Source organism: Microbacterium sp. DT81.1 (assembly GCF_049844955.1).
Lineage (GTDB): Bacteria > Actinomycetota > Actinomycetes > Actinomycetales > Microbacteriaceae > Microbacterium.
Genome location: NZ_JBNCMA010000007.1, coordinates 1 through 19,706, shown reverse-complemented (window position 1 = coordinate 19,706; position 19,706 = coordinate 1). Strand labels below are relative to the sequence as shown.

The following is a 19,706-nucleotide window of genomic DNA, read 5'->3' as shown; positions in this document are numbered from 1 at the left end:
TCGAGATGACGACCCGTGAGGGTGAGAGCGGTGTTCTCCCCCTCACGGGTCACCGGCTCTGGACGACCGGCGAACCGCCGGAGGTCGCGGTGACCGACTCCCGCACCGCGCAGCAGGCGGATCGCGGCGGCTGAGCTGACCGCGGGGCCCGCCGAGGGGCTCCGACACCACGGCAAGCCTCCTGCTGCGGATCGGCGAGGTGATCGAGACTCCGCGGCGACTCGGCATACACGTCAAAGAGGCAAGGCTCTGGAGGCAGGAGCTAGACCCGTGCCAGCTGCGGCTCTGCCTTCGCCAGCCGCAGCCAGGTCTCCACGACCGTGTCGGGGTTGAGCGACATCGACTCGATGCCCTGGGCGACGAGCCATTCGGCGAGGTCGGGGTGATCGCTGGGACCCTGGCCGCAGATGCCGACGTACTTGCCGGCGCGGCGGCAGCCCTCGATCGCCATCGACAGCATCTTGAGCACGGCGGGATCGCGCTCGTCGAACGTCGCGGCGACGAGCCCGGAGTCGCGGTCCAGGCCCAGCGTGAGCTGGGTCATGTCGTTCGAGCCGATCGAGAACCCGTCGAAGTACTCCAGGAACTCATCGGCGAGCACCGCGTTGGATGGCAGCTCGCACATCATGATGACACGCAACCCGTTCTCGCCCCGGCGGAGGCCGTTCTCCGCGAGCAGCTCGATCACCGCACGGGCCTCTGCGACAGTGCGGACGAACGGGACCATGATCTCGACGTTGGTGAGGCCCATCTCGTCGCGGACGAAGCGAAGTGCCTCGCACTCCATGTCGAAGCACGCACGGAAATCCGGTGAGATGTATCGGGATGCCCCGCGGTAGCCGAGCATCGGGTTCTCCTCGTGCGGCTCGTACAGCTCGCCGCCGATCAGGTTCGCGTACTCGTTCGACTTGAAATCCGACAGGCGCACGATCACCGGTTCTGGGGCGAAAGCGGCCCCGATCATCGAGATGCCCTCTGCCACGCGCCGCACGAAATAGTCGCGCGGCGACGGGTAGGCGGCGATTCGCTGGGCGATCTCGTCGTGCAGCTCGGCGGGAAGGCTGTCGTGCTCGAGCAGGGCGCGGGGGTGGATGCCGATCTGGCGGTTGATCACGAACTCGAGGCGGGCCAGGCCCACGCCCTTGTTGGGGAGCTTCGAGAACGCGAACGCCTGGTCGGGGGTCCCGACGTTCAGCATGATCTTCGTCGGGCTCTCGGGCATCTGGTCCAGGCGGGTGATGACCTCCTCGAAGGGGAGGATGCCTTCGTAGACGAATCCGTTGTCGCCCTCGGCGCAGGAGACGGTGACCTCCCGGCCGTCCTGGAGTACGTGCGTCGCATCCCCCGTGCCGACGACGGCCGGGATGCCGAGTTCCCGCGCGATGATCGCCGCGTGGCAGGTGCGCCCGCCTCGGTTCGTGACGATCGCGGAGGCGAGTTTCATGATCGGCTCCCAGTCCGGGTCGGTCATGTCGGCGACCAGCACGTCGCCCGCCCGGAAGGTCTCCATCTGCGCCAGGGAGGTCATCACCCGCACCGGTCCGGCGCCGATCTTCTGCCCGATCGCCCGTCCTATGGTGATCACCGTGCCGGACTCCTCGAGCACGAAGCGTCGCGTCAGGTTGCCGTCGACGCGGGAGACCACGGTCTCCGGCCGCGCCTGCAGGATGTACAGCTTGCCGTCGATGCCGTCCTTGCCCCACTCGATGTCCATGGGCCGCCCGTAGTGGTCCTCGATCACCAGCGCCTGCCGGCCCAGCTCCTCCACCTCCGCATCGGTGATGCTGAATTGCGCGCGATCCGCCACCGGCACGTCGGTGAAGACGGTGCTTCCCCCGGCGTGCGTGCCGTCGGCGTAGACCATCTGGATCGCCTTCTCCCCCACCGACCGCTTCAGGATCGCCGGCCGCCCCTCTCGGAGGGCGGGCTTGTACGCGTAGAACTCGTCGGGGTTCACGGCGCCCTGCACGACGGCCTCACCGAGCCCGTACGAGCTGGTGATGAACACCGCGCGGTCGAAGCCGGACTCCGTGTCGACGGTGAACAGCACACCGGAGGCCCCGACATCCGAGCGCACCATCCGTTGGATGCCGGCGGAAAGGGCCACGTCGTGGTGATCGAAGCCGTGGTGCACGCGGTACGCGATGGCCCGGTCGTTGTAGAGCGACGCGAACACGCTCCGAATGGCGGCGAGGACGTTGTCGATGCCGCTGATGTTCAGGAACGTCTCCTGCTGACCTGCGAACGACGCATGAGGAAGGTCCTCCGCCGTGGCGCTGGAGCGCACCGCCCACGAGACCGACTCCGGCTCGGGATCGCCGGCGACCAGAGCGGCGTACGCCGCACGGATGTCGGCGTCGAACTGCGCCGGCAGCGGCTGCTGCTCGATCCACTCGCGGACGTTCGCGCCGACCCGCGAGAGCTCTGCCACGTCGGAGACGTCCAGCGCCTCGACGGTCGAGCGGATGCGCTCGTACAGGCCGTCGGCGGCGAGGAACTCGCGGTACGCGTCGGCCGTGGTGGCGAACCCGCCCGGCACACTGACTCCCGCGCCGGACAGGTTGCTCACCATCTCGCCGAGCGAGGCGTTCTTGCCGCCGACCTGACCGACGTCGTGCATTCCGATCTCGGTGAACCAGAGGATGTTGTTCGTCATTTCGTGTCCCGATCTGTGTGGGTGGGCGCGCGAGGCGATGGAGGAGGAGAAGTTCAGGTGCGCAGCCGCATGGACTGCATGATCACGGCCGACATCTCCTCGACGGACTTCGTCGAGGAGTTGAGGAACGGCACGCGGTTGCGGCGGTACAGATCTTCGGCGCGGCGCAGCTCGAGCGTGCACTGGGCGAGGCTCGAGTAGGTGGAGCTCGGCCGCCGCTCGTGCCGCACCTGGCTCAACCGGAGCGGGGTGGTCGTGAGTCCGAAGCACTTCTGGACGTACGGGGCCACCGTCTTCGGCAGGCCGTCGGAGGGGAAGTCGTCGTCGGTGAGCGGATAGTTGGCGACCAGCAGTCCGTACTGCAGGGCGAGGTACATCGTTGTGGGGGTCTTGCCGCACCGGGACGGGGCGATGATGATGACATCGGCGATGTCCAGTGCGCGCCCGCTCTGACCGTCGTCGTGCTCGATCGCGTACTCGACCGCGCGCATCCGTGCGAAGTACCGCTCGATGTCCCCGACACCGTGGAACTGTCCGAGTTGCTCCGACGCCGTCGTTCCCAGCGCCTCTTCCAGTTCGGTGAGGTGCCCGCCCAGCAGGTCGATGACGACGGCGCCCGATGCGCCCAGGGCGCTGAGGATCTCCGCCGACTTGACGGTCGCGAAGATCAGCGGCCGTGCTCCGCCGTCCGCGGCGCGCTCGATGTCGGCGACCAGGTTCCGCGCTCCTGCGGCGCTGTCCACGAAGGGGATCGTGTGCCGCTGGAATGCGACACCCGGAAAGTTGGCGAGCAGCGCGCTGCCCAGAGTCTCGGCAGTGATGCCGGTGCTGTCCGAGACGAAGTACGCCCCTCGTCCCGCAGGCACTCCCCTATCACCTCGCTCGGCGTGGACTGCAGCGTCGATGACGACTCCTTCGGGGTGGGCTTGGCTCTCACGATACGGAAGGTTCATCGCTTCCTGCGGCCAAATTGGCTATCAAGAAATGACGTTCTTTCGTCAACGGTAAGATCGGGTACGGGAGGCTGCAGTGCAGGCAGCATCGAGGTACTCGACGGCCGCCAGCACCTCCTCTTCCTTGGTCGCGTAGGGGCTGTTCCGGGTCTCCAGCTCCAAGACGGTGTCGCCGACATAGCCCGTCGATCGCATGGCATCGAACACCGCCGGGAAATCGACGCGCCCCTGACCGATGACCCTGCGGATGTCGCCGCTGACCGCGTCGCGCAGGTGCACGATCGCCACGCGCGCGGCGAGGAGCTGCCACGCGTGCGCGACGGATTCGTCGGCGGCCTCGATGTGCGACACGTCGAAGGCCAATTGGACGCTCGGAACCAGGGCATCCATCAGGGCGGCCGCACGTGCGAGGCGATCGATCGGTCGTCCGAAGTACGGCGCTTCGACCGCCAGTCGCACGCCGTTGCGTGCCGCCTTTGCCCCCGCCTCGTTGAGGGCGTCGGCCATCCGGGCGATCTGCGGGTCGGTCGTGCGCTGCTCCGACTTCTCACCCGCCGGGAGCACGAGGATCGGCGCCCCCGCTTCGGCGGCGAAGTCGATGAGCCGCTTTACACGCCGCATCACGTCGACGGGGTCATCGAAACCGTCGAACGAACCGGGGTCGGCGTTGACGCTTACCGCGCGAAGACCGGATGCCGCGAAGGTGCGCGCCGCCGCTCTCATTTCGCTCGTTGTGCCGTTCACCGGCACGTGCTCACACAGCCCGCGGAGGCCGACGAGGTCGACGCTGTCGAATCCGAGCGACCGCGCGACATCCAGTGCCCGCACGAGATCGTACTGCCGCAGGCACACCGTCGAGACGGAGTACCGGGACCGGGTCTGGTCGTTCACAGCGACCCCGCCTGCCGCTCAGCCGAGCTCGCGGAGGACGGAACCCACGATGGATTCGACCGCGAGGCCGTACCGTTCATGCAGCGTGGGGAGCGCGCCGGCGTCGAGGAACCGGTCCGGCAGCGCGATCGGAATGACGCGTCGCCCGAGCCCTCGGCGCACGATGGCCGAGGCGACCGTCTCGAAGAGGCCCCCGATCACCGTGTGGTTCTCGAGCGTCACCGCGAGGCGGGGCGTGTCGATCTCGCGCAGGACGGTGTCCTCGTCGAACGGCTTGAGCGTCGGGGTGTGCACCACCGCGACATCCACTTTGTGCGCGGCAAGCGCCTCCGCCGCCTGCAGCGCGCGCATCGTCATCAGCCCGCTGGAGACGAACACGACGTCCGCTCCGGGGCGGATCACCTTCGCCTTGCCCAGCTCGAAGGAGTAGTCGTACTCGTCGAGGACCGTCGGCACATGGCCGCGCAGCAGACGCAGGTACGTGGGGCCGGGATCAGCGGCAAGCTGCGGCACCGCCTGCTCGAGGTCGACCGAGTCGCAGGGGTCGACGATTGTGAGGCCGGGGATGCCGCGGAAGATGGCGACGTCCTCCGTCGCCTGGTGGCTCGGGCCATAACCGGTGGTGAGCCCCGGAAGACCGCCCACGATGTTGACGTTGAGGCGCGGCTCGGCGATGTCGAGGCAGATGAAGTCGTACGCCCGACGGGCGGCGAAGACCGAGTAGGTCGATGCGAACGGCACAAGGCCGACCTCCGCCATGCCCGCGGCGGCGCCGAACAGCAGCTGTTCCGCCATCCCCATCTGGAAGAACCGGTCGGGGTGGGCGTCGCGGAAGATGTGCATGTCGGTGTACTTCGCGAGGTCCGCCGAAAGGCCGACCACCCGCGGATCGGTCTCGGCGAGGGCGGCGAGCGCGTGACCGAAAGGCGCGGAGGCCGTCTTCTGGCCGGGGTCGGCGAAGGAGGCGATCATCGCCGAGGTCTTGAGCTTCGGCTTGGTGGTGCTGCTCATGATGCTGCTCCTTCCGCCGCGGCCGCGGCATCCGTTTCGTATCCCGCGATCAGCTGCTCGCGGCAGATCGCCCATTCGTCTTCGTCGATGCGCATGAAGTGCGACTTCTCCCGGGCCTCGAGGAGCGAGACGCCGCGGCCGACCTTCGTGTCGCACACGAGGACGTGGGGGGCGCCGTCCGGGTCGCTGTCGCCGATGATGTCGAAGGCCCGGAGAAGCGCTTCGGGGTCGTTGCCGTCGACGCGCTGGGTGTGCCAGCCGAACGCCGTCCATTTCTCCTCGGCCGGTTCGATGCGCAGGACTCCGGCGGTGGGGCCGTCGGCCTGAAGCGCGTTCATGTCCACGAGCGCCACCAGGTTGCCGAGCCGGTGGGATGCCGCGCCCATGGCCGCCTCCCACGTCGAGCCCTCGTTCAGCTCTCCGTCGGAGAGGAAGTTGATGACCCGCGACGAGCTGCCCAGGTGGCGGAGGCCGAGAGCCATCCCGACCGCGACGGTGAGTCCATGACCGAGGGATCCCCCGGAGATCTCCATGCCTGGTGTGTAGCTGGCCATTCCCGACATGGGAAGGCGCGAATCGTCCGACCCGTAGGTGTCGAGCTCTTCGAGCGGGATGATGCCGGCCTCGGCGAGCGCCGCGTAGAGCCCGATCGCGTAGTGGCCGGTGGAGAGCAGGAAGCGGTCGCGGTCTTCCCAGTGCGGGTCGTCCGGGCGGAACCGGAGCTGGTCGGCGTAGACGGCGGCGAGCATGTCGGCCGCGCCGAGGGCCTGGCCGACATAGCCCTGGCCCTGCACCTCCCCCATCGCGAGGGCGTTGAGGCGGATGCGCTGCGCGGCTTCGCGCACACGGCTGACCCGCGTGCCGAGCTCGACGGTGGTCGTGGCTGTAGTCATGGATGAAACTCCTTCGTTCGATACCAGGTGTGGGCGGCGGGGGCCGGGATCAGTGCAGGTGGCTGCCGCCGTTGATGTCGATCGTCGTTCCCTGCAGGTAGCCGGCCTCGTCGCTGGAGAGGAAGACGAAGACCGCGGCGACGTCGTCGGGAGTCGCCTGGCGTCCGAGGGGGATGTCGCGGACGATCGCGGCCTCCTGCTCGGGCGTGGATCCGACGCGGATGTTGGTGTCGACGGCACCAGGGGTGACCGCGTTCACGGTGACGCCGCTCGATCCCAGTTCGCGAGCCAGAGCCTTGGTGAAGCCGAGGATGGCGGCCTTCGCGGCGGAATAGGGCACCTTGCCGAAGACTCCGCCACCGCGCTGGGCGGACACGGATGACATGTTGATGATGCGTCCGAAGCCGCGCTCGATCATGTCGGGGAGGAACGCCTTGGTGACGAGATAGGTGCCGGTGGCGTTGACTGCCAGAACCTTGTTCCACAGGTCGAGCGTCGTCTCGAGGAACGGTACGGGTGAGGTGATGCCGGCGATGTTCGCCAGGGCGCCCACGGGTGGGAGCGTGCCATCGGCCACTCGCGCCGATATCTCCTGCTGGGCAGCCGACACCGATGCCTCGTTCGCGACATCGACAGCTCCGCCGTAAACCGGCACTCCGTGCTCGGAGGCGATGTCGGCGGCGACGCGGGCGGCGAGCTCACCGTCGAGGTCGAGGATGGCGACGGCCCAGCCGGCCTTCGCGTAAGCCCGGGCGGTGGCTTGGCCGATGCCTCGTTCGGCTGCTGCGCCGGTGAGGACGGCGGTGCGTGTGGATGTCATCAGTCTCCTGCTTTCAGCCGCTCCGTTGCGGCGGCACACTCGATAGTACGACGGGATTGCCGACAGTTCAATAGTCGACTGTTTGATTGTTGACAACAGCGGTCTGTTCTCACATACTGGGTCCACCGCTCGCGCCGCGAGTCGGACACAATGACGTGAGAAAGGCAGAGAGATGAGCGAAGCAGCCATCACGATGCGTGGTGTCGTCAACGGCACACCAGAACGCAAGCGCGTAGCGGTCGGCTCGGGCGTAGGGGCGGTCATCGAGACCTACGACTTCATCGGGTTCGGCACGGCCGCGGCCCTGTATTTCGGCACGGCGTTCTTCCCCGGCTCCGATCCGGTGACCGGCACGCTGCTGTCATTCGCGACGCTCGGCGTCGGGTTCGCGGCCCGCCCCATCGGCGGCATCATCGGCGGACACCTCGGGGACCGCGTGGGCCGCAAGCCCGTCTTGGTCGCCTCGCTGATCCTGATGGGCCTCGCAACCTTCGCGATCGGGCTTCTCCCCACCTACGCGATGGTCGGGATCGTCGCACCGATCCTCCTGGTCATCGTCCGCATCATCCAGGGCCTCGCCTTCGGAGCCGAGTGGGGTGGTGCGATCCTCATGACCTACGAGCACGCCCCGTGGCGCTTCAAGGGCGGCTTCACCGGGATCGTGCAGGCCGGCTTCCCCGTCGGACTGCTGCTCGCCAACCTGGTCTTCCTCGTCAGCGTGCACCTCCCCGGCGACTGGGCGTGGCGCGTGCCCTTCCTGGCCAGCATCCTGCTCGTCATCGTCGGACTCATCATCCGCGCCAAGGTCCCCGAATCCCCCGTCTTCGAGGACGTGAAGGCGGAAGGCAAAATCCTCAAGGCACCGCTCGTCGAGGTCATCAAGAACGACTGGGGCAACATCCTGCGCGGCATCGGACTGCGTGTCGCGGAGACCGCAGGCTACGCGATCTCGATCACTTACCTGATCTCGTACCTCAACACGAACAAGATCACCGAAAGCTGGCAGACGCTCACTGCCCTCTGCATCGCCGCGGGAATCGGCATCATCGCCACGTGGAGCTGGGCCCGGCTCACGGACAAGATCGGGCGACGGCCCCTTTACCTCATCGTCACCGCCATGGGCGTGTTCTGGGGATTCCTGATGTTCATAGGAGTCAACACGGCGGTCTACCCCATGGTCATCGTGGTCATCGTGCTCTCCTACGCCGTCTTCCAGAACGCCCTCGCCGGCGCGCAGGGGGCATGGTTCCCGGAACTCTTCAACGCCAACACGCGCACCTCCGGCGCATCCCTGGCCTATCAGATTTCCGCAATGGTCTCCGGCTTCACGCCGTTCATCACGACGCTGCTGTACGGCGCGTACGGCTGGGTGGGCCCCGCCGCGCTGTTCGCCCTGTACTCGCTCATCGGCTTCATCTCCGCGATGGTAACCCCGGAGACGTGGACGAAGGCCCAGCGGGAGTACGCCAAGAAGGCGTCTCTCGAAGCGCGCCAACTCGAGCCCGTGAACTGACCGCAAGGCGGTCACGAGGGCGGTGCCCCACGCTCGATGCACCGCCCTCGTAGACTCGACACAGACTCGGCCGAGGGAGGTGAATCATGTCCGACGGTTCTGCGATCCTCGGCCTGCAACGGAACACACTGCGGATGCAGGCCATCGAGGCCCTCCGCCGGGCGATTACGACGGGTGAACTGCCCCCCGGCTCGCACGTGTCAGAAATCGAGATGTCCCAGCGTCTCGGGATCAGCCGCGGCACCCTGCGCGAGGCGATGCGCACCCTGCAGATCGAGGGCCTGCTCACCGAAGGATCTCGCGGCCGGCTCCTCGTCCGGCTCATGGACGACGACGAACTCCGCGATCTGTTCAGGGTACGAGCCGCGCTCGAGGCCTTGGCCGCTCGGACCCTCTCCGAGAGCGTCGAGCGCGACCACGCCGTCCAACTCCTTACCGCCTCCGCGAATCGCATGCGCGCTGCGGAGAGCGAGTCGCTCGACGCCCGGATGCGCGCCGACTTGGATTTTCACCGCACCATGTGCCTGCTCACCGGCAATGAGACGCTGCTGCGGGCGTGGTCGGCCCTCGAGGGATCCATCCTCATGTCGATCACCCGCTCCGGGATCGATCGCGCCGTCCGAAACATGGACGTGCCTCGGCACCTCGAGATTGTCGACGCCATCGCCACCGGCGATCCGGATCACGCCGCGGCGACCGTAGAAGAGCACATGGCGCTCGCCACGGAGACGCTCGTCTCCTGACCACCGGCGCTGTTGCGCGGGCGTCACGTTCGATCTCCGAGACTGACCACAGCAGTGGTTGGCGACCGTGGGGAAGCCGTTCACACCACGGCGGCTCCGTGCGATGCCCTGCGTCAATCGTCTCAAAGAGGACACTTTGCAGAGGATTTTGAAGCGCTACACCTGCGGGTTGTGGCCTCGGGCCTCTGATATGCCGGGACCCGCGCGGCCCGAGATCGGTTCGACGGTCGTCGATGCGAAAGTCGCCGCAGAGCACTAGTTGGGCCGGTTCCGCCGCGGTTCTTTCTCGATTCTTGCTTACGCCGCCCGACAGACCAAAAAACCCCCGGCGAAAGGGGGTTTTCATGGCGGTGACGGTGGGATTTGAACCCATACTCGCCGAGGTCTCCACGCCTGCGCTGGACTGCATTCGGTCTCGAAACCGCGACTTTCCGCGGGACCGAGCGTTCAGACTCTGCTCTCGTCTACCGCGATTGTCTCTCATTCTTTCTCACGTTCTTTCTCACCGCTCTGTCGTGGCTGATGGGACGCCAGCACTGGACACGTCGGTGCAGGCGATCATCCTCGCCGTCCAGCAGCCTTGTCGGGGCGCGTGGTGTCCAACTTCCGCTTGCCCCTCGCTGGCTGTAGGGCGGCGCGCGGCTTCTCGAGGTCTGCTTGACCTCGACCACTACGTTCGAGCGCGAACCTTGTGGCGGAGACGGAGGGATTTGAACCCCGTTTGAGTGTGAGCGTCCAGGTTCCGTCATAGTCGTTCACGTTGATTCGATGCGGTTCGCGATCACGTTCGACGACGTTCAGCGATTCTCGAAGTCAGTCAATCGGACGCAATCGAGACGCAGCGGTGGCCTCCTTACTTGCGCCACCCTGCGCACGAGCATCGTGCTGGTTGCAGGCGTGGCGGCATCCTACGCCCGCGCCGCGACGCGGTCGACGTGCGGGTGACGGGATGGATACGCCCGCTCAGGATCCGCTTGCGATCATCGGGCCGGACGCCGACTCTACCTCTTCAATCGCTTCGATCGCCTCGACTAATTGAGTCAGCGACTATCCCTCGGCTGTGTTCGCCGTGCGTCCAGGAGTATGCCGCGTCGACGTGGGTGTGCCTCCGGAGGCGTGTGGTTCCATCGCTGCCTGTGGTTAGAGTGTGGCGGCGACGTCTAGACCCGCTTCGAGCTGCGGCGTATTGTCGATCGCAGTCGGGTGGGTCGGTTGAGGCTGCTGGGGATCAGTCGCCGGTCACGCCTTTTGACCGATGCGCTCGGGTTCACTCGAACCCCGAGCGCATCTCTTCGAGGGACGGTTCCTCCCGAGCCGTGGGCTGATGAGAGTCCATGGTTCTCGGGAGGAACCTGAACCCGCTGGCCGCCCCGCCGCTTCAGGTACGCGGTGACGTGCACAGCCTGGGGAACTGGCACCGACGCGGCGGCGGGTCTGGCATCAGGATAGCCTCTGGTGTTCCGCGCGACGGACCGGATGTGATTTCACGCGCGGCGGCAATCGTGCAGCCGATCACCCGTGACCGAACGTGGTCTACCGCTGCAGAAGAGGAGATCTCGTGGCACATGCGCACATGAGCGCCGAGGTGAACGTGGCTCTTCAGACGTTGCCGCGGGTGGGCGAGGACTCCGCCGGCCCGCTCGGGCCCAGGCCTTCTCCCCTCGGGAGTCCTCCTCGGGGATTCGAGATATCCATCTGCGATCGGCGTCGCCCTACGGGCCGACCGCTGATGCCCGTCAGCACCGTGAGTCGCACCGGCTTGCGCGATGCGCACCCGCATCCCCGTCTCGCCGAGAAAGGTGAGTCGTTGGTTCGGACTGATCTGCGGGGGGAACCCCCTCCCGGGGAGCGCTGGGGCCGTCTCCACCCGGGAGGGGTGGTCGCGGGGGTCTTATGTCATGGAGCTGCCTGGGCCGAACGCCCGAGGAGGCGCTCCTTGGCTTGACGTTCGATCAGCCCGGGCACATAGTTTGTGGTCGGGTGATCGTTGAAGGCGTCATGTGCTTCGCGGGTCACGGCCTCGACCTCGGGCGGTGGAAGTTCGGGGAACTGCTTCTCGAGGCGCTCGATGATGGCGGCGAGACGCTTGTCCTGATCGGGGGAGCTCATGGTCCTGTCGTCCTTTCGGGAGCTGTCGGTTCAGAGGAGGGCGGTGCGGCCGCGGTTCGTTGGCCTGGCGTGATGCGCTGGAACGTGCGCCAGCGGGTCCGTGAATCGCGGCGTCGGCGGAGCACGCGGATGGGTCCGCGTGGCGCGGGCGATCCGGGTGCGGAGATGATCATGAGTGGGGATCTGTCCCCGTCCGGCCATAAGACTCCCAGCCCGCGCATTCGCAACGGTTCCTCGGTGGCGGCGCCGGGGTCTGGGGCGACTGAGCGTCAAATTTATACCCCACCACGCAACCGCGGCAACCGGAGGGACCACCCTGGCCCCCGGTTCCGCATCAACCCGAGACGCCCGTACACGAACCCAGTGGGCGCTACCATCGTGGCCGTGCCGAAGCAGAATTGGTCGCGGGTATGTCCCGGTCGACGCATGTTGGAACCAGGCTATGGGAGATGGGGATCCTGTTGCGGGCACGGGCGGTGTTCGTCGGGCCGCGGGCGCGCAAGCTGCTGGGCCGGGTGAATTGGCGTCTTTCGGCAGGAAGTAGCCTCGGGCGCATCCGCAATGGTCCCGCAGCACAGCCTGTGCGCCGGCGATCCGGGACAGAAGGGGGTCTCTGGAATTTATGGCAGTGGGTCGGGGATGGGTATCACGGCGAGTGGCACTCCTGGTGTGATCCATCGGTGCGAGTCCCGTCGGATGCCTTCGCCGTCGTTGACGACGAGCCATCCACCGGTGTCCATGAGCAGGTTGATCTCGGTCTGCAGGTCTGCGAGTTCACGCTTTCGGACGCTGCACAGCTCGCCGCCGTAGTGAAGGTCAATGCGTTTCATGAACCTTCCCGATGGTTCCCGTGGGCGTGCCGTTGCCGTGCTCGGGAGGTTCGGGCACGGCGTAGAGCCCGGTGGGTGAGTTCGCGGTGAACATCAGCACGTCCACCCAGGCTTTGTTGATGTTAGGCGCCTTGCTGCCGTAGAACTTGTACACGATGGAGACCCGCGGGTGCACCCACACGGTGGTCCTGCCGTTGCCGATGCTGTCGTCGTCTTTCCACGTGAAGTGGAACGATTCGCCACGGCGGATCTTCGCTCCGATCACCAGCTGCAGGTGAGCCAGCAGACGATCCTCAAGATCGACCTTCACCAGCCCGTCGTAAATGAACTTGCCCATGATCGCGCCTCTCCAGAGGGCTGCGTCGATGGGCTCTCGGTCGGTGCCGAGCGTGCCACCCGAAGAAACGGCCAGTGTCCTTAGTATGCGCTCATTCCCAGGTCAGCAGGACCGAAAAGTCAACCGGGCTTCCTTCCAACCAACGACCGCTATCGATGGGGTTTGGAAGTCCCGCCGCGACAAGCTCCCGTAACGCATGAGGTGGTCAGATGCAAAGGGTGTGCCTGGGCGCGGCGGCGCGATGTACACAGGCCGTGTGATGAGAATCTTCTACGCAAACACGGAAGTACTCACCGGCGATGCGATCGCCCTCGCGGTGCTGCACTACAGCGAGGCCCTCGGGGAGTCCGGTTTGGCTGAGACGATCGAGATCCCCATCCAGGAGCTCGACGGCTCACGCGGCACAGCCATTCTGCTGGTCGGTCCGGCCAGCCAGATCGTCGCCACCAGGACCACCACCGAGTTCGGCGAACTCGAGGACACCGACACCGTCGACGACCTGCGGGTGAAGACTCAGAGGCTCAGACCGCTCATTCACACTGACGCAGAGCCACCCGAGCGCATCCCCTGGGCAGAAGACCTCTGAGCCCCGTCCGCCACACCCTTCCTCATGCACATAAAGCGCGCATTCGGGCGGGAGCGCGCTAGCCAAAGCGGTGCCTAGGACGATCCCTCTGCGGGCGGCGGCCCGGCTCGTCGACAATCGTCGCCCTGGGGGTCCCTCGCCGCGGCAGATCCGCGTTGGTTCTCAGGGCTGATCTGAGCGCCGCATCCTTGTGGGTTGGGACCGCGGTGATGAACCGTTCGGCGATACTCGGGCCGATGACTCGCGTGCTGACCGCGGCCTTCCGGCGTGCGAGCCGGTCGGAGATTCGTTGCCGCATTTCAGCCGGTGCTCCCGACGCCTGCATCGCGTGCGATTGCTATGGCGTGTCCGCGGTCGCGTGCGCGGAGTTTGATGAAGATCGCGGAGACGGTGTTTTGGACGGTCTTGGTGCTGATGCCCAGGCGAGCGGCGATGGCTTCGTTACGCAGGCCGAGGGAGAGGCGTTCTAGGACTTCGTACTCGCGGGCGGTCAGGGTCGGGAAGGGCCGCGCGGTGGATTGGGTGTGGCCTGGCTGCAGGATCTGTTCTGCGATTCCTGCGTCAAATACAAGCTGCCCCTCGTGCAGCGAGATGATGGCGCGCACGATGGCATCGGGCTGCGCGTCCTTGAGGAGATAGCCGCGAGCGCCGGCGGCGATGGCTCGCCGCACGTGGGAGTCATCTGCGTTCATCGTCAGCACGAGCACCGCAGGAGGTGCGAGTCCGCCGACGACGACGGACGTGGCGTGGATGCCGCCTTCGCCGGGAATGTGCAAGTCCATGAGTACGACGTCCGGATGGGTTTCGGCGACCTGCGAGATCGCGTCGCCTGTCGTCGCCGCTTCTCCGACGACGTCGATTTCGTTCACGCGGGCGAGTAGGGCGCGAAGACCCTCCCGGAATACGGCATGGTCATCGACGATGACCACTCTGATGGGTGTCATGTCGGTACCGGGATACGCGCGGTCAGTGTTGTTCCGCCTGTCGAGGGCGTAGAGACGGAGAAGGTGCCGCCCAATGCCTGCACCCTTTGTCGCATCGAGGTCAGCCCAACACCGCTTACGTAGGGAGTGGTCATGCCGACGCCGTCGTCCGTTACCTCTACAGCGAGTACCTGTTCCTTTTCGTGAACGACGACCCGGGCGCTGGATGCTTTGGCGTGACGGATGGTGTTGTTGACTGCCTCGAGGACGCAGAAGTACGCGGTTTGCTCGACCGCCTCCGGGAGAGCCTCAGTGTCAACTTGCAATTCGATCTGTGGAACGTCCGCACCGGCTAGGGAGTCGATGTAGTCGGTGAGGGCGATCGGCAGGTTCCCGCCTGGAAGCGCGGCGGGTTGCAGGTCATGAGCGACCCGTCGTATCTCGCCGGCGGCGACGCGCAGGCGTTCGGCGAGCCTGGCTGCGTCCAGTTCGTCTTGTGAACCCGGCTCCAGGCCTCGTCGGAGGGCTTCGGTGGTTAGCGCAGCGCCGGCCAGTAGGGGGCCGAGTCCGTCGTGCAGGTCGCGACCCAGCTGCGCCCGCTCCTCCGCGGCGGTGGTGATCGCTTCGCGGCGCGCGGTTGCCAATTCTTGGTCGCGGCGTACACCGTACAGGATGGCCGCGGCCTGGTCGGCAAGTTGGGAGAGGAGCTCGCGGTCGCGGGGTCCGTACTCCTCGCGTGGGCTTCGCCTGTCAATGCGCAGTTCGCCGATTCGTTCCTGAAGGTGGAGGAGAGGAACGACGAGCGGATCCCCCTGTGACTCCGGGTTGCCCGGGCTCGGTTCGCGGCCATCGATACCGAAGAGCGTGATGTCCACTCGCGGTGAGCGGACCGCATCGGCGATTGTCTTGGTGATGGCATCGGTGATCGCGCCGTCATCAAGCTCGAGCATCGAATCGCGGAGCTTGGCCATCGCGACGAGGGGGCGGCTCCGCTCGCCGAGGAATCGGCGCTCGAGCAGGCCTTGCAGCCGTCGCCGCACGGGTTCGGCGCACAGGACGACGACTGCCGCGCCGAGCGCGCCGGCGGTCCACGGGTTGAGCGTGAACGGAAGCTGCGACGCGAGCGCGAGCACGCTTGCGTAGATGATCTGGAACAGTGCGGTGAGCGACACCGTCAACGCCGAGTACAGGGCTACACGGTGTACCACCACGTGGATGTCATAAAGCTCGTAGCGCAGCACCGCCACGGCGATCGATCCGAAGATCAACAGCGGGGCGATGATCATGATGGTCTGGAACAGCTCGTTGGGAAGCAGCGGTCCCAGGGTCATCGCCGCCAGCATGAGGCTGACGGCCACTCCTATTAGGGCGAGCTGTTGACGGATGAGTCGGGACCCGCGAACAAAGCGAACAATCAGAGCCGAGAGTCCCGCCAGAAAGCAGATGACTGCGAGCAGCCGCCCGGTGTTCTCCAGCAGGAGCGAGAGCTCAGGCTTCGCGAATGGGTTGGCCAGGGCCGGCGCCCCTTGCCCTACCGGGATGGTGTCGTCCGTGACTGTCGCGACGGCCAGGGTCAGAACGGCCACTCCGGTGAGCGCCGCGAACAACCGCCACAGCCATCCCGGTAGCAGGCCAGATGGGAAGACCAGCGGCAGGAGGGCGAGCGGGACCACTACGAAGAACGGCCAGAGGAACACCGAGGCCAATAGCAACGCAACCGCCGATGCTGACCCACCAACGAGGGCGAGATTCCCGAGTGCTCCCAGCAGGATGCTGGCCGCTCCGCTGAGGCCACCGACCAGGAGAACCACCCCGACCGCCCGAGCTGCCGCATGCCGCAGAAGAACCCCGCCCGAGATCGTCGCGGCGACAGCGAATGATCCGATCTGGATCAGCGACCACTGGAAATCTGCGGCTCCACGGCTGGCGAGCAGACCCATCTCGAGAACCAGGCCGACGGCGGCCATGGTGATCCCGCACCCGGCGATCACCACGGCGGCCAGGGAACGTCGACCGGGCCCCGCGGTCGCGCTCCCGACGGCTGCAGGCGTCACCATTCACCTCCTCAGGTGACTCACGATACCGAGGAGGTGCTGCGGATTGCACGGGTCTTTCGCACCGCCCCGCTGCGCAGGAGGACGATCGCCAGAGCGCCGTATCCGATGAGCATTCCCCACGGAACGAAGAAGTGCAGCACGAACCCGGTGATGATGAGCGGGCCAATGAGGCGCGGCGTGTCACGGTCAATAATCCATGCAAGACCACTGACTAGGACGCCGGCGTACGAGATGAGCGAAAGCAACTCCAGATACATGAATGGGTAGGACATGTCCCCGCGCCCCAAGATCCCGCCCCATGCGATCGAGGACACCGTGAGGATCACGTGCACGACGGGCAGGACCAAGAGCATCGCGGCCCCCACCGCCCCCAGCCGCCGCTGAACCGCCCGACGTCGCGACCACAGCATGATCAGGCCCGTAGGAATGAGAATGCTCGCCTGTTTCACGGTGAGATAGCCGACCCACTGCGGCGGCTCGGCTGCGCCGGAATTGTGGATCGCCTCGATGATGACCAAATGGAGCCCAGAAAGAAATGCTCCTAGAACCAGCATGGCGGCGACCACGGGGAGGGGTATCCTCGCGAAGGCGTCGAGTGCTCGGCCCGTCCGGCTCGATGACGGAACCTGGCGTGAAGTGGACGGAGTGGAAACCGCGGACGGGAATTCGGACATGGGATCTCCTTTGACTGCGTCGGCCGGGTAGCCGGATCACAACAGCGTGCGCCACGACCTTCCCGGGAGGCCTGGGGCGAAACTCCCGACCCCACGGGAAGATCAGTGGCCGATCGAGGGACGGCCGGCAACACGCACTTGTGAGCACTGCATGGCCGGTTCCGCGGTAGGTGACAGACTCCTCCGCGGCGGACGGCAAGAGGCCGTTGATCTTCCCCCCGATACCACGGGACGCTGGTATTCCCACCCAAACGGGATTACGCGCCCTGTCGTCCCGGGATCGTCCTACTAGATGCTCAACGAGCCCGGTTCATTTCGGCCGGAGCAGTCGAATGCCTTCCGCGGTCCTTCCGTGCCCACCGGGTGCGCCGGTCACACCGACCGCGTCGAAGGCTTGCACTCCTCAGAAAGAAGTTCCCATGACAAAGTCAATTCGTCGGACAACACCTCCAGCCCTGCTTGCGGTGGCGCTCTCCTTCGCCGGCGGCGTGTCGGGTTGCGGCATCGTCCCGCCGCCCGACGGCGATGTCATCACGCAGCGCGGCATCGGTCCTCTCGAGGTAGGCGGTGCGCTATCCACCGACGATGTCGAAAGCTATTTGCGCGTGACATTCAGTCCCAAAAGTCAGACCGAGGACTGCTGGCTGAACATTGCAGCGGACGCCGGCCTGGCAACGGTGTCGGATTCGTATACAGCGACGATGGCGTTCATCATCGAGGATCCGGAACTGCGGACGGCTGAGGGCATCGGGGCAGGAAGCACATATGACGAGGTTTTCGACGCGTACGGCGAGGACATCATCGAGGAATACGAGTATCCGTCTCAGACGGGAGGACCGATGATTCTGGTTGACGATTTCTCGCGACCAGGGGCGGAACCGACCGAGGATTCGCGGCTCATGGCTTTCGATACAGACCTGGAGGGAACTGTGACCCGAGTGCGGGTGGGTATGTGGCCGTGGGTGGGGTTCCTCGACTACTGCTCGGACGAGGCCGGTCGTTCACATGCGAACACAGGGTGGCCGCTCACTCGGTTGCCCTAGCCGACCCGAAGACTCTCGGCCGCTGTTTGCCGCTGCCCGCGTCCAGTCCACCGACCACGATGCTATTCAGTCCCGGCTCGGCGTATACGCCAGGGCCGTACGTCGGACAAGTCATCAATCGTGATGCCAGCGCAACATCGTTCCCACCATCAACATGACATCTGACTAGGAGCGTGATATGAAACCCGCTAACCGGGCTTACGGGCCGCTACCACGCGGCCGGTTCGAGCCTTCGGACAAAACCGTGCCGTTCTGCATCGCTATGAGCGCCTTCAACACGTTGCAAGGCGCGCCCCGCGACCAACGAATCACTCGACGAGTCAGCGAGGCGCTCTCATGACTGCCCCCCACTTCCAGGTCCCGCCCAATTGGCCACCGCCTCCACCGGGATGGCGACCGACTCCCGGTTGGCAACCCGATCCCACGTGGGGACCCGCGCCCAGTGATTGGGACTTCTGGCGATCGCCGTCGGTGCTCGATCCGAGCACGACCACCACTTCGACCCCTATCTCCTCCAATGAGGTGGAGGCCAACGACCGGGCAGACACGCATTCCGCCGGACTGACCGAGTCGGCCTCCGCCCCCACGGCTCCCCCATCAACCGGCGGGAGAGCAGGCGGCGCCGATCCTGCCCCGCTTACCCCGGCATCCGCGGCTGCCCCGAGGTTAGACGTGCGAATCTCCACCTACCAGAAGCGGTGGCTCACGGCCTACGGTGTGGCGACCGCACTCAGCCTGTACCTCCTCGTCGCTGCCGCCCTCTCGCCGCCCTTCGATGGTGCTCTGCTAGTACCGACAGGTCTAGGCGCGCTCGCCGCTGTACTCGGTCTGCTAATGGCCACAAGGCTCGCCCGACGCACCATCCCGGACGAGCGGTTCGACGCCGCCACCGCTGGCATGCGTACAGTAGCCGTCGCATGGTTGTTGTTCGCGGCAACCCTGGTAGTGCTCGCCGTAACGGAAACTCGCTTCGGCGCAACTGCAGAAATCGACCCCAGTATCGCGGTAGAGGCCACCAGCAGCTTCGTCGGCACCATCTTCGGAGCAGCGGCACTGGTTCTGATTATTGACAACGGCTACACCGACTACCGAAAGGAGATGGCCGAGATTAAGGCGCGGCCAACCTACGCTCGTCGAGCCCGCTAATGCGGCCCTCTCAACAGTCAGCAATTCTCTGCCGAACGATTCGCAGCTCGTCGTAGGTCCGGGATCCGCTCAGAAGCGCTGTCGCGGGTACCGACGCTATTGGGGGAAGCGGATCTCTGAACGGCCGCTGCCCGGTGAAGAGATGCTCGCCGTCGTTACACGATAAGGTTCACTACTGCGCCCAACGTCCGAAAGGATTTCGAACGGTGGGCAGAGGCTGCGATTCTCTGACCTAACCGCCCGCAAGCCGGTGCTTCAGTGGCGTGCCGGTGATCCTCGTTGCCCGCGAACGTGACCCGCGACGTTCCGCGGAGCCATGATGCCCGCAAGACCCGCACTCGCGCATGCCCGATGATGGTCCGGCGGATTCTGAGGATCGACGCAACAGATCAAGTGTTTACAGGCTATCTGAGGGTGGTTGCCTGTGCGCGACCTTCGGCGCGGAGGCGTCGGGCGGGGGTGTCGTAGTCGAGTCCTTTCCGCGGCCGGTTGTTGATCTCGGCGACCACGTGCGCGACGTG

General features: G+C 65.9%; 18 protein-coding genes. 6 read left to right on the top strand and 12 right to left on the bottom strand.

Annotation, left to right across the window (positions count from 1 at the left end; genetic code table 11):
* The first annotated feature begins 5 nt into the window (after positions 1-5).
* The gene (locus tag ACLQ2Q_RS17880) at positions 6-134 is read left to right on the top strand and encodes a hypothetical protein (RefSeq protein ID WP_425822373.1); all 129 of its coding nucleotides are present in this window, start codon (positions 6-8) and stop codon (positions 132-134) included.
* 128 nt (positions 135-262) lie between these two features.
* Here ACLQ2Q_RS17880 and ppsA read toward each other — a convergent pair whose 3' ends face one another.
* The 6 genes from ppsA to ACLQ2Q_RS17850 all read right to left on the bottom strand — a co-directional run bounded on the left by ppsA (position 263) and on the right by ACLQ2Q_RS17850 (position 7,227).
* Positions 263-2,656, bottom strand: coding sequence for a phosphoenolpyruvate synthase (gene ppsA, locus ACLQ2Q_RS17875; RefSeq protein ID WP_425822371.1), 2,394 nt, complete (start codon positions 2,654-2,656; stop codon positions 263-265).
* A gap of 53 nt (positions 2,657-2,709) precedes the next feature.
* Positions 2,710-3,522 carry a pyruvate, water dikinase regulatory protein gene (locus tag ACLQ2Q_RS17870; RefSeq protein WP_425822369.1) on the bottom strand — a complete coding sequence of 271 codons (813 nt, stop codon included), beginning with the start codon at positions 3,520-3,522 and terminating at the stop codon, positions 2,710-2,712.
* Positions 3,523-3,654: 132 nt separating this feature from the next.
* Positions 3,655-4,500, bottom strand: coding sequence for a sugar phosphate isomerase/epimerase family protein (locus ACLQ2Q_RS17865; protein ID WP_425822367.1), 846 nt, complete (start codon positions 4,498-4,500; stop codon positions 3,655-3,657).
* An 18-nt stretch (positions 4,501-4,518) separates the two neighbouring features.
* Positions 4,519-5,511: a transketolase family protein gene (locus ACLQ2Q_RS17860; RefSeq protein ID WP_425822365.1), complete on the bottom strand. Its 993-nt coding sequence runs from the start codon at positions 5,509-5,511 to the stop codon at positions 4,519-4,521.
* Positions 5,508-6,404 (bottom strand): transketolase, encoded by an 897-nt coding sequence (locus ACLQ2Q_RS17855; protein ID WP_425822363.1) that lies wholly within the window; start codon positions 6,402-6,404, stop codon positions 5,508-5,510. The genes ACLQ2Q_RS17860 and ACLQ2Q_RS17855 overlap by 4 nt, the downstream gene beginning before the upstream one ends.
* Positions 6,405-6,453: 49 nt before the next feature.
* Positions 6,454-7,227 (bottom strand): SDR family NAD(P)-dependent oxidoreductase, encoded by a 774-nt coding sequence (locus ACLQ2Q_RS17850; protein WP_425822878.1) that lies wholly within the window; start codon positions 7,225-7,227, stop codon positions 6,454-6,456.
* A 169-nt stretch (positions 7,228-7,396) separates the two neighbouring features.
* On the opposite strand from ACLQ2Q_RS17850, the gene ACLQ2Q_RS17845 reads away from it, so the two are divergent.
* On the top strand, positions 7,397-8,737 hold the full coding sequence (locus ACLQ2Q_RS17845) for an MFS transporter (protein ID WP_425822361.1): 1,341 nt from the start codon (positions 7,397-7,399) through the stop codon (positions 8,735-8,737).
* 86 nt (positions 8,738-8,823) lie between these two features.
* Positions 8,824-9,480, top strand: coding sequence for a GntR family transcriptional regulator (locus ACLQ2Q_RS17840; protein WP_425822359.1), 657 nt, complete (start codon positions 8,824-8,826; stop codon positions 9,478-9,480).
* A gap of 1,896 nt (positions 9,481-11,376) precedes the next feature.
* Here the strand turns inward: ACLQ2Q_RS17840 and ACLQ2Q_RS17835 are convergent.
* The 3 genes from ACLQ2Q_RS17835 to ACLQ2Q_RS17825 all read right to left on the bottom strand — a co-directional run bounded on the left by ACLQ2Q_RS17835 (position 11,377) and on the right by ACLQ2Q_RS17825 (position 12,756).
* Positions 11,377-11,589, bottom strand: coding sequence for a three-helix bundle dimerization domain-containing protein (locus tag ACLQ2Q_RS17835; RefSeq protein WP_425822357.1), 213 nt, complete (start codon positions 11,587-11,589; stop codon positions 11,377-11,379).
* Positions 11,590-12,209: 620 nt separating this feature from the next.
* Positions 12,210-12,419 carry a hypothetical protein gene (locus ACLQ2Q_RS17830; RefSeq protein ID WP_425822355.1) on the bottom strand — a complete coding sequence of 70 codons (210 nt, stop codon included), beginning with the start codon at positions 12,417-12,419 and terminating at the stop codon, positions 12,210-12,212.
* Entirely contained in the window at positions 12,406-12,756 is a 351-nt protein-coding gene (locus ACLQ2Q_RS17825) for an ATP-dependent DNA ligase (protein ID WP_425822353.1), read from the bottom strand. The genes ACLQ2Q_RS17830 and ACLQ2Q_RS17825 overlap by 14 nt, the downstream gene beginning before the upstream one ends.
* Positions 12,757-13,012: 256 nt before the next feature.
* Here ACLQ2Q_RS17825 and ACLQ2Q_RS17820 point away from each other — a divergent pair, with 256 nt between their 5' ends.
* Complete coding sequence (locus ACLQ2Q_RS17820; RefSeq protein ID WP_425822351.1) at positions 13,013-13,342, top strand: hypothetical protein; 330 nt, start codon at positions 13,013-13,015, stop codon at positions 13,340-13,342.
* A gap of 299 nt (positions 13,343-13,641) precedes the next feature.
* On the opposite strand, the gene ACLQ2Q_RS17815 is transcribed toward ACLQ2Q_RS17820, so the two are convergent.
* The 3 genes from ACLQ2Q_RS17815 to ACLQ2Q_RS17805 all read right to left on the bottom strand — a co-directional run bounded on the left by ACLQ2Q_RS17815 (position 13,642) and on the right by ACLQ2Q_RS17805 (position 16,888).
* Positions 13,642-14,286, bottom strand: coding sequence for a response regulator transcription factor (locus ACLQ2Q_RS17815; RefSeq protein ID WP_425822349.1), 645 nt, complete (start codon positions 14,284-14,286; stop codon positions 13,642-13,644).
* A complete protein-coding gene (locus ACLQ2Q_RS17810; RefSeq protein WP_425822347.1) occupies positions 14,283-16,076 on the bottom strand; it encodes an ATP-binding protein in 1,794 nt (597 codons plus the stop codon). The genes ACLQ2Q_RS17815 and ACLQ2Q_RS17810 overlap by 4 nt, the downstream gene beginning before the upstream one ends.
* A 263-nt stretch (positions 16,077-16,339) precedes the next feature.
* A complete protein-coding gene (locus ACLQ2Q_RS17805) occupies positions 16,340-16,888 on the bottom strand; it encodes a hypothetical protein (protein WP_425822345.1) in 549 nt (182 codons plus the stop codon).
* A 527-nt stretch (positions 16,889-17,415) separates the two neighbouring features.
* On the opposite strand from ACLQ2Q_RS17805, the gene ACLQ2Q_RS17800 reads away from it, so the two are divergent.
* Positions 17,416-18,039 carry a hypothetical protein gene (locus ACLQ2Q_RS17800; protein WP_425822343.1) on the top strand — a complete coding sequence of 208 codons (624 nt, stop codon included), beginning with the start codon at positions 17,416-17,418 and terminating at the stop codon, positions 18,037-18,039.
* Between the two features lie 672 nt (positions 18,040-18,711).
* A complete protein-coding gene (locus ACLQ2Q_RS17795) occupies positions 18,712-19,185 on the top strand; it encodes a hypothetical protein (RefSeq protein ID WP_425822341.1) in 474 nt (157 codons plus the stop codon).
* Positions 19,186-19,706: the final 521 nt, after the last annotated feature.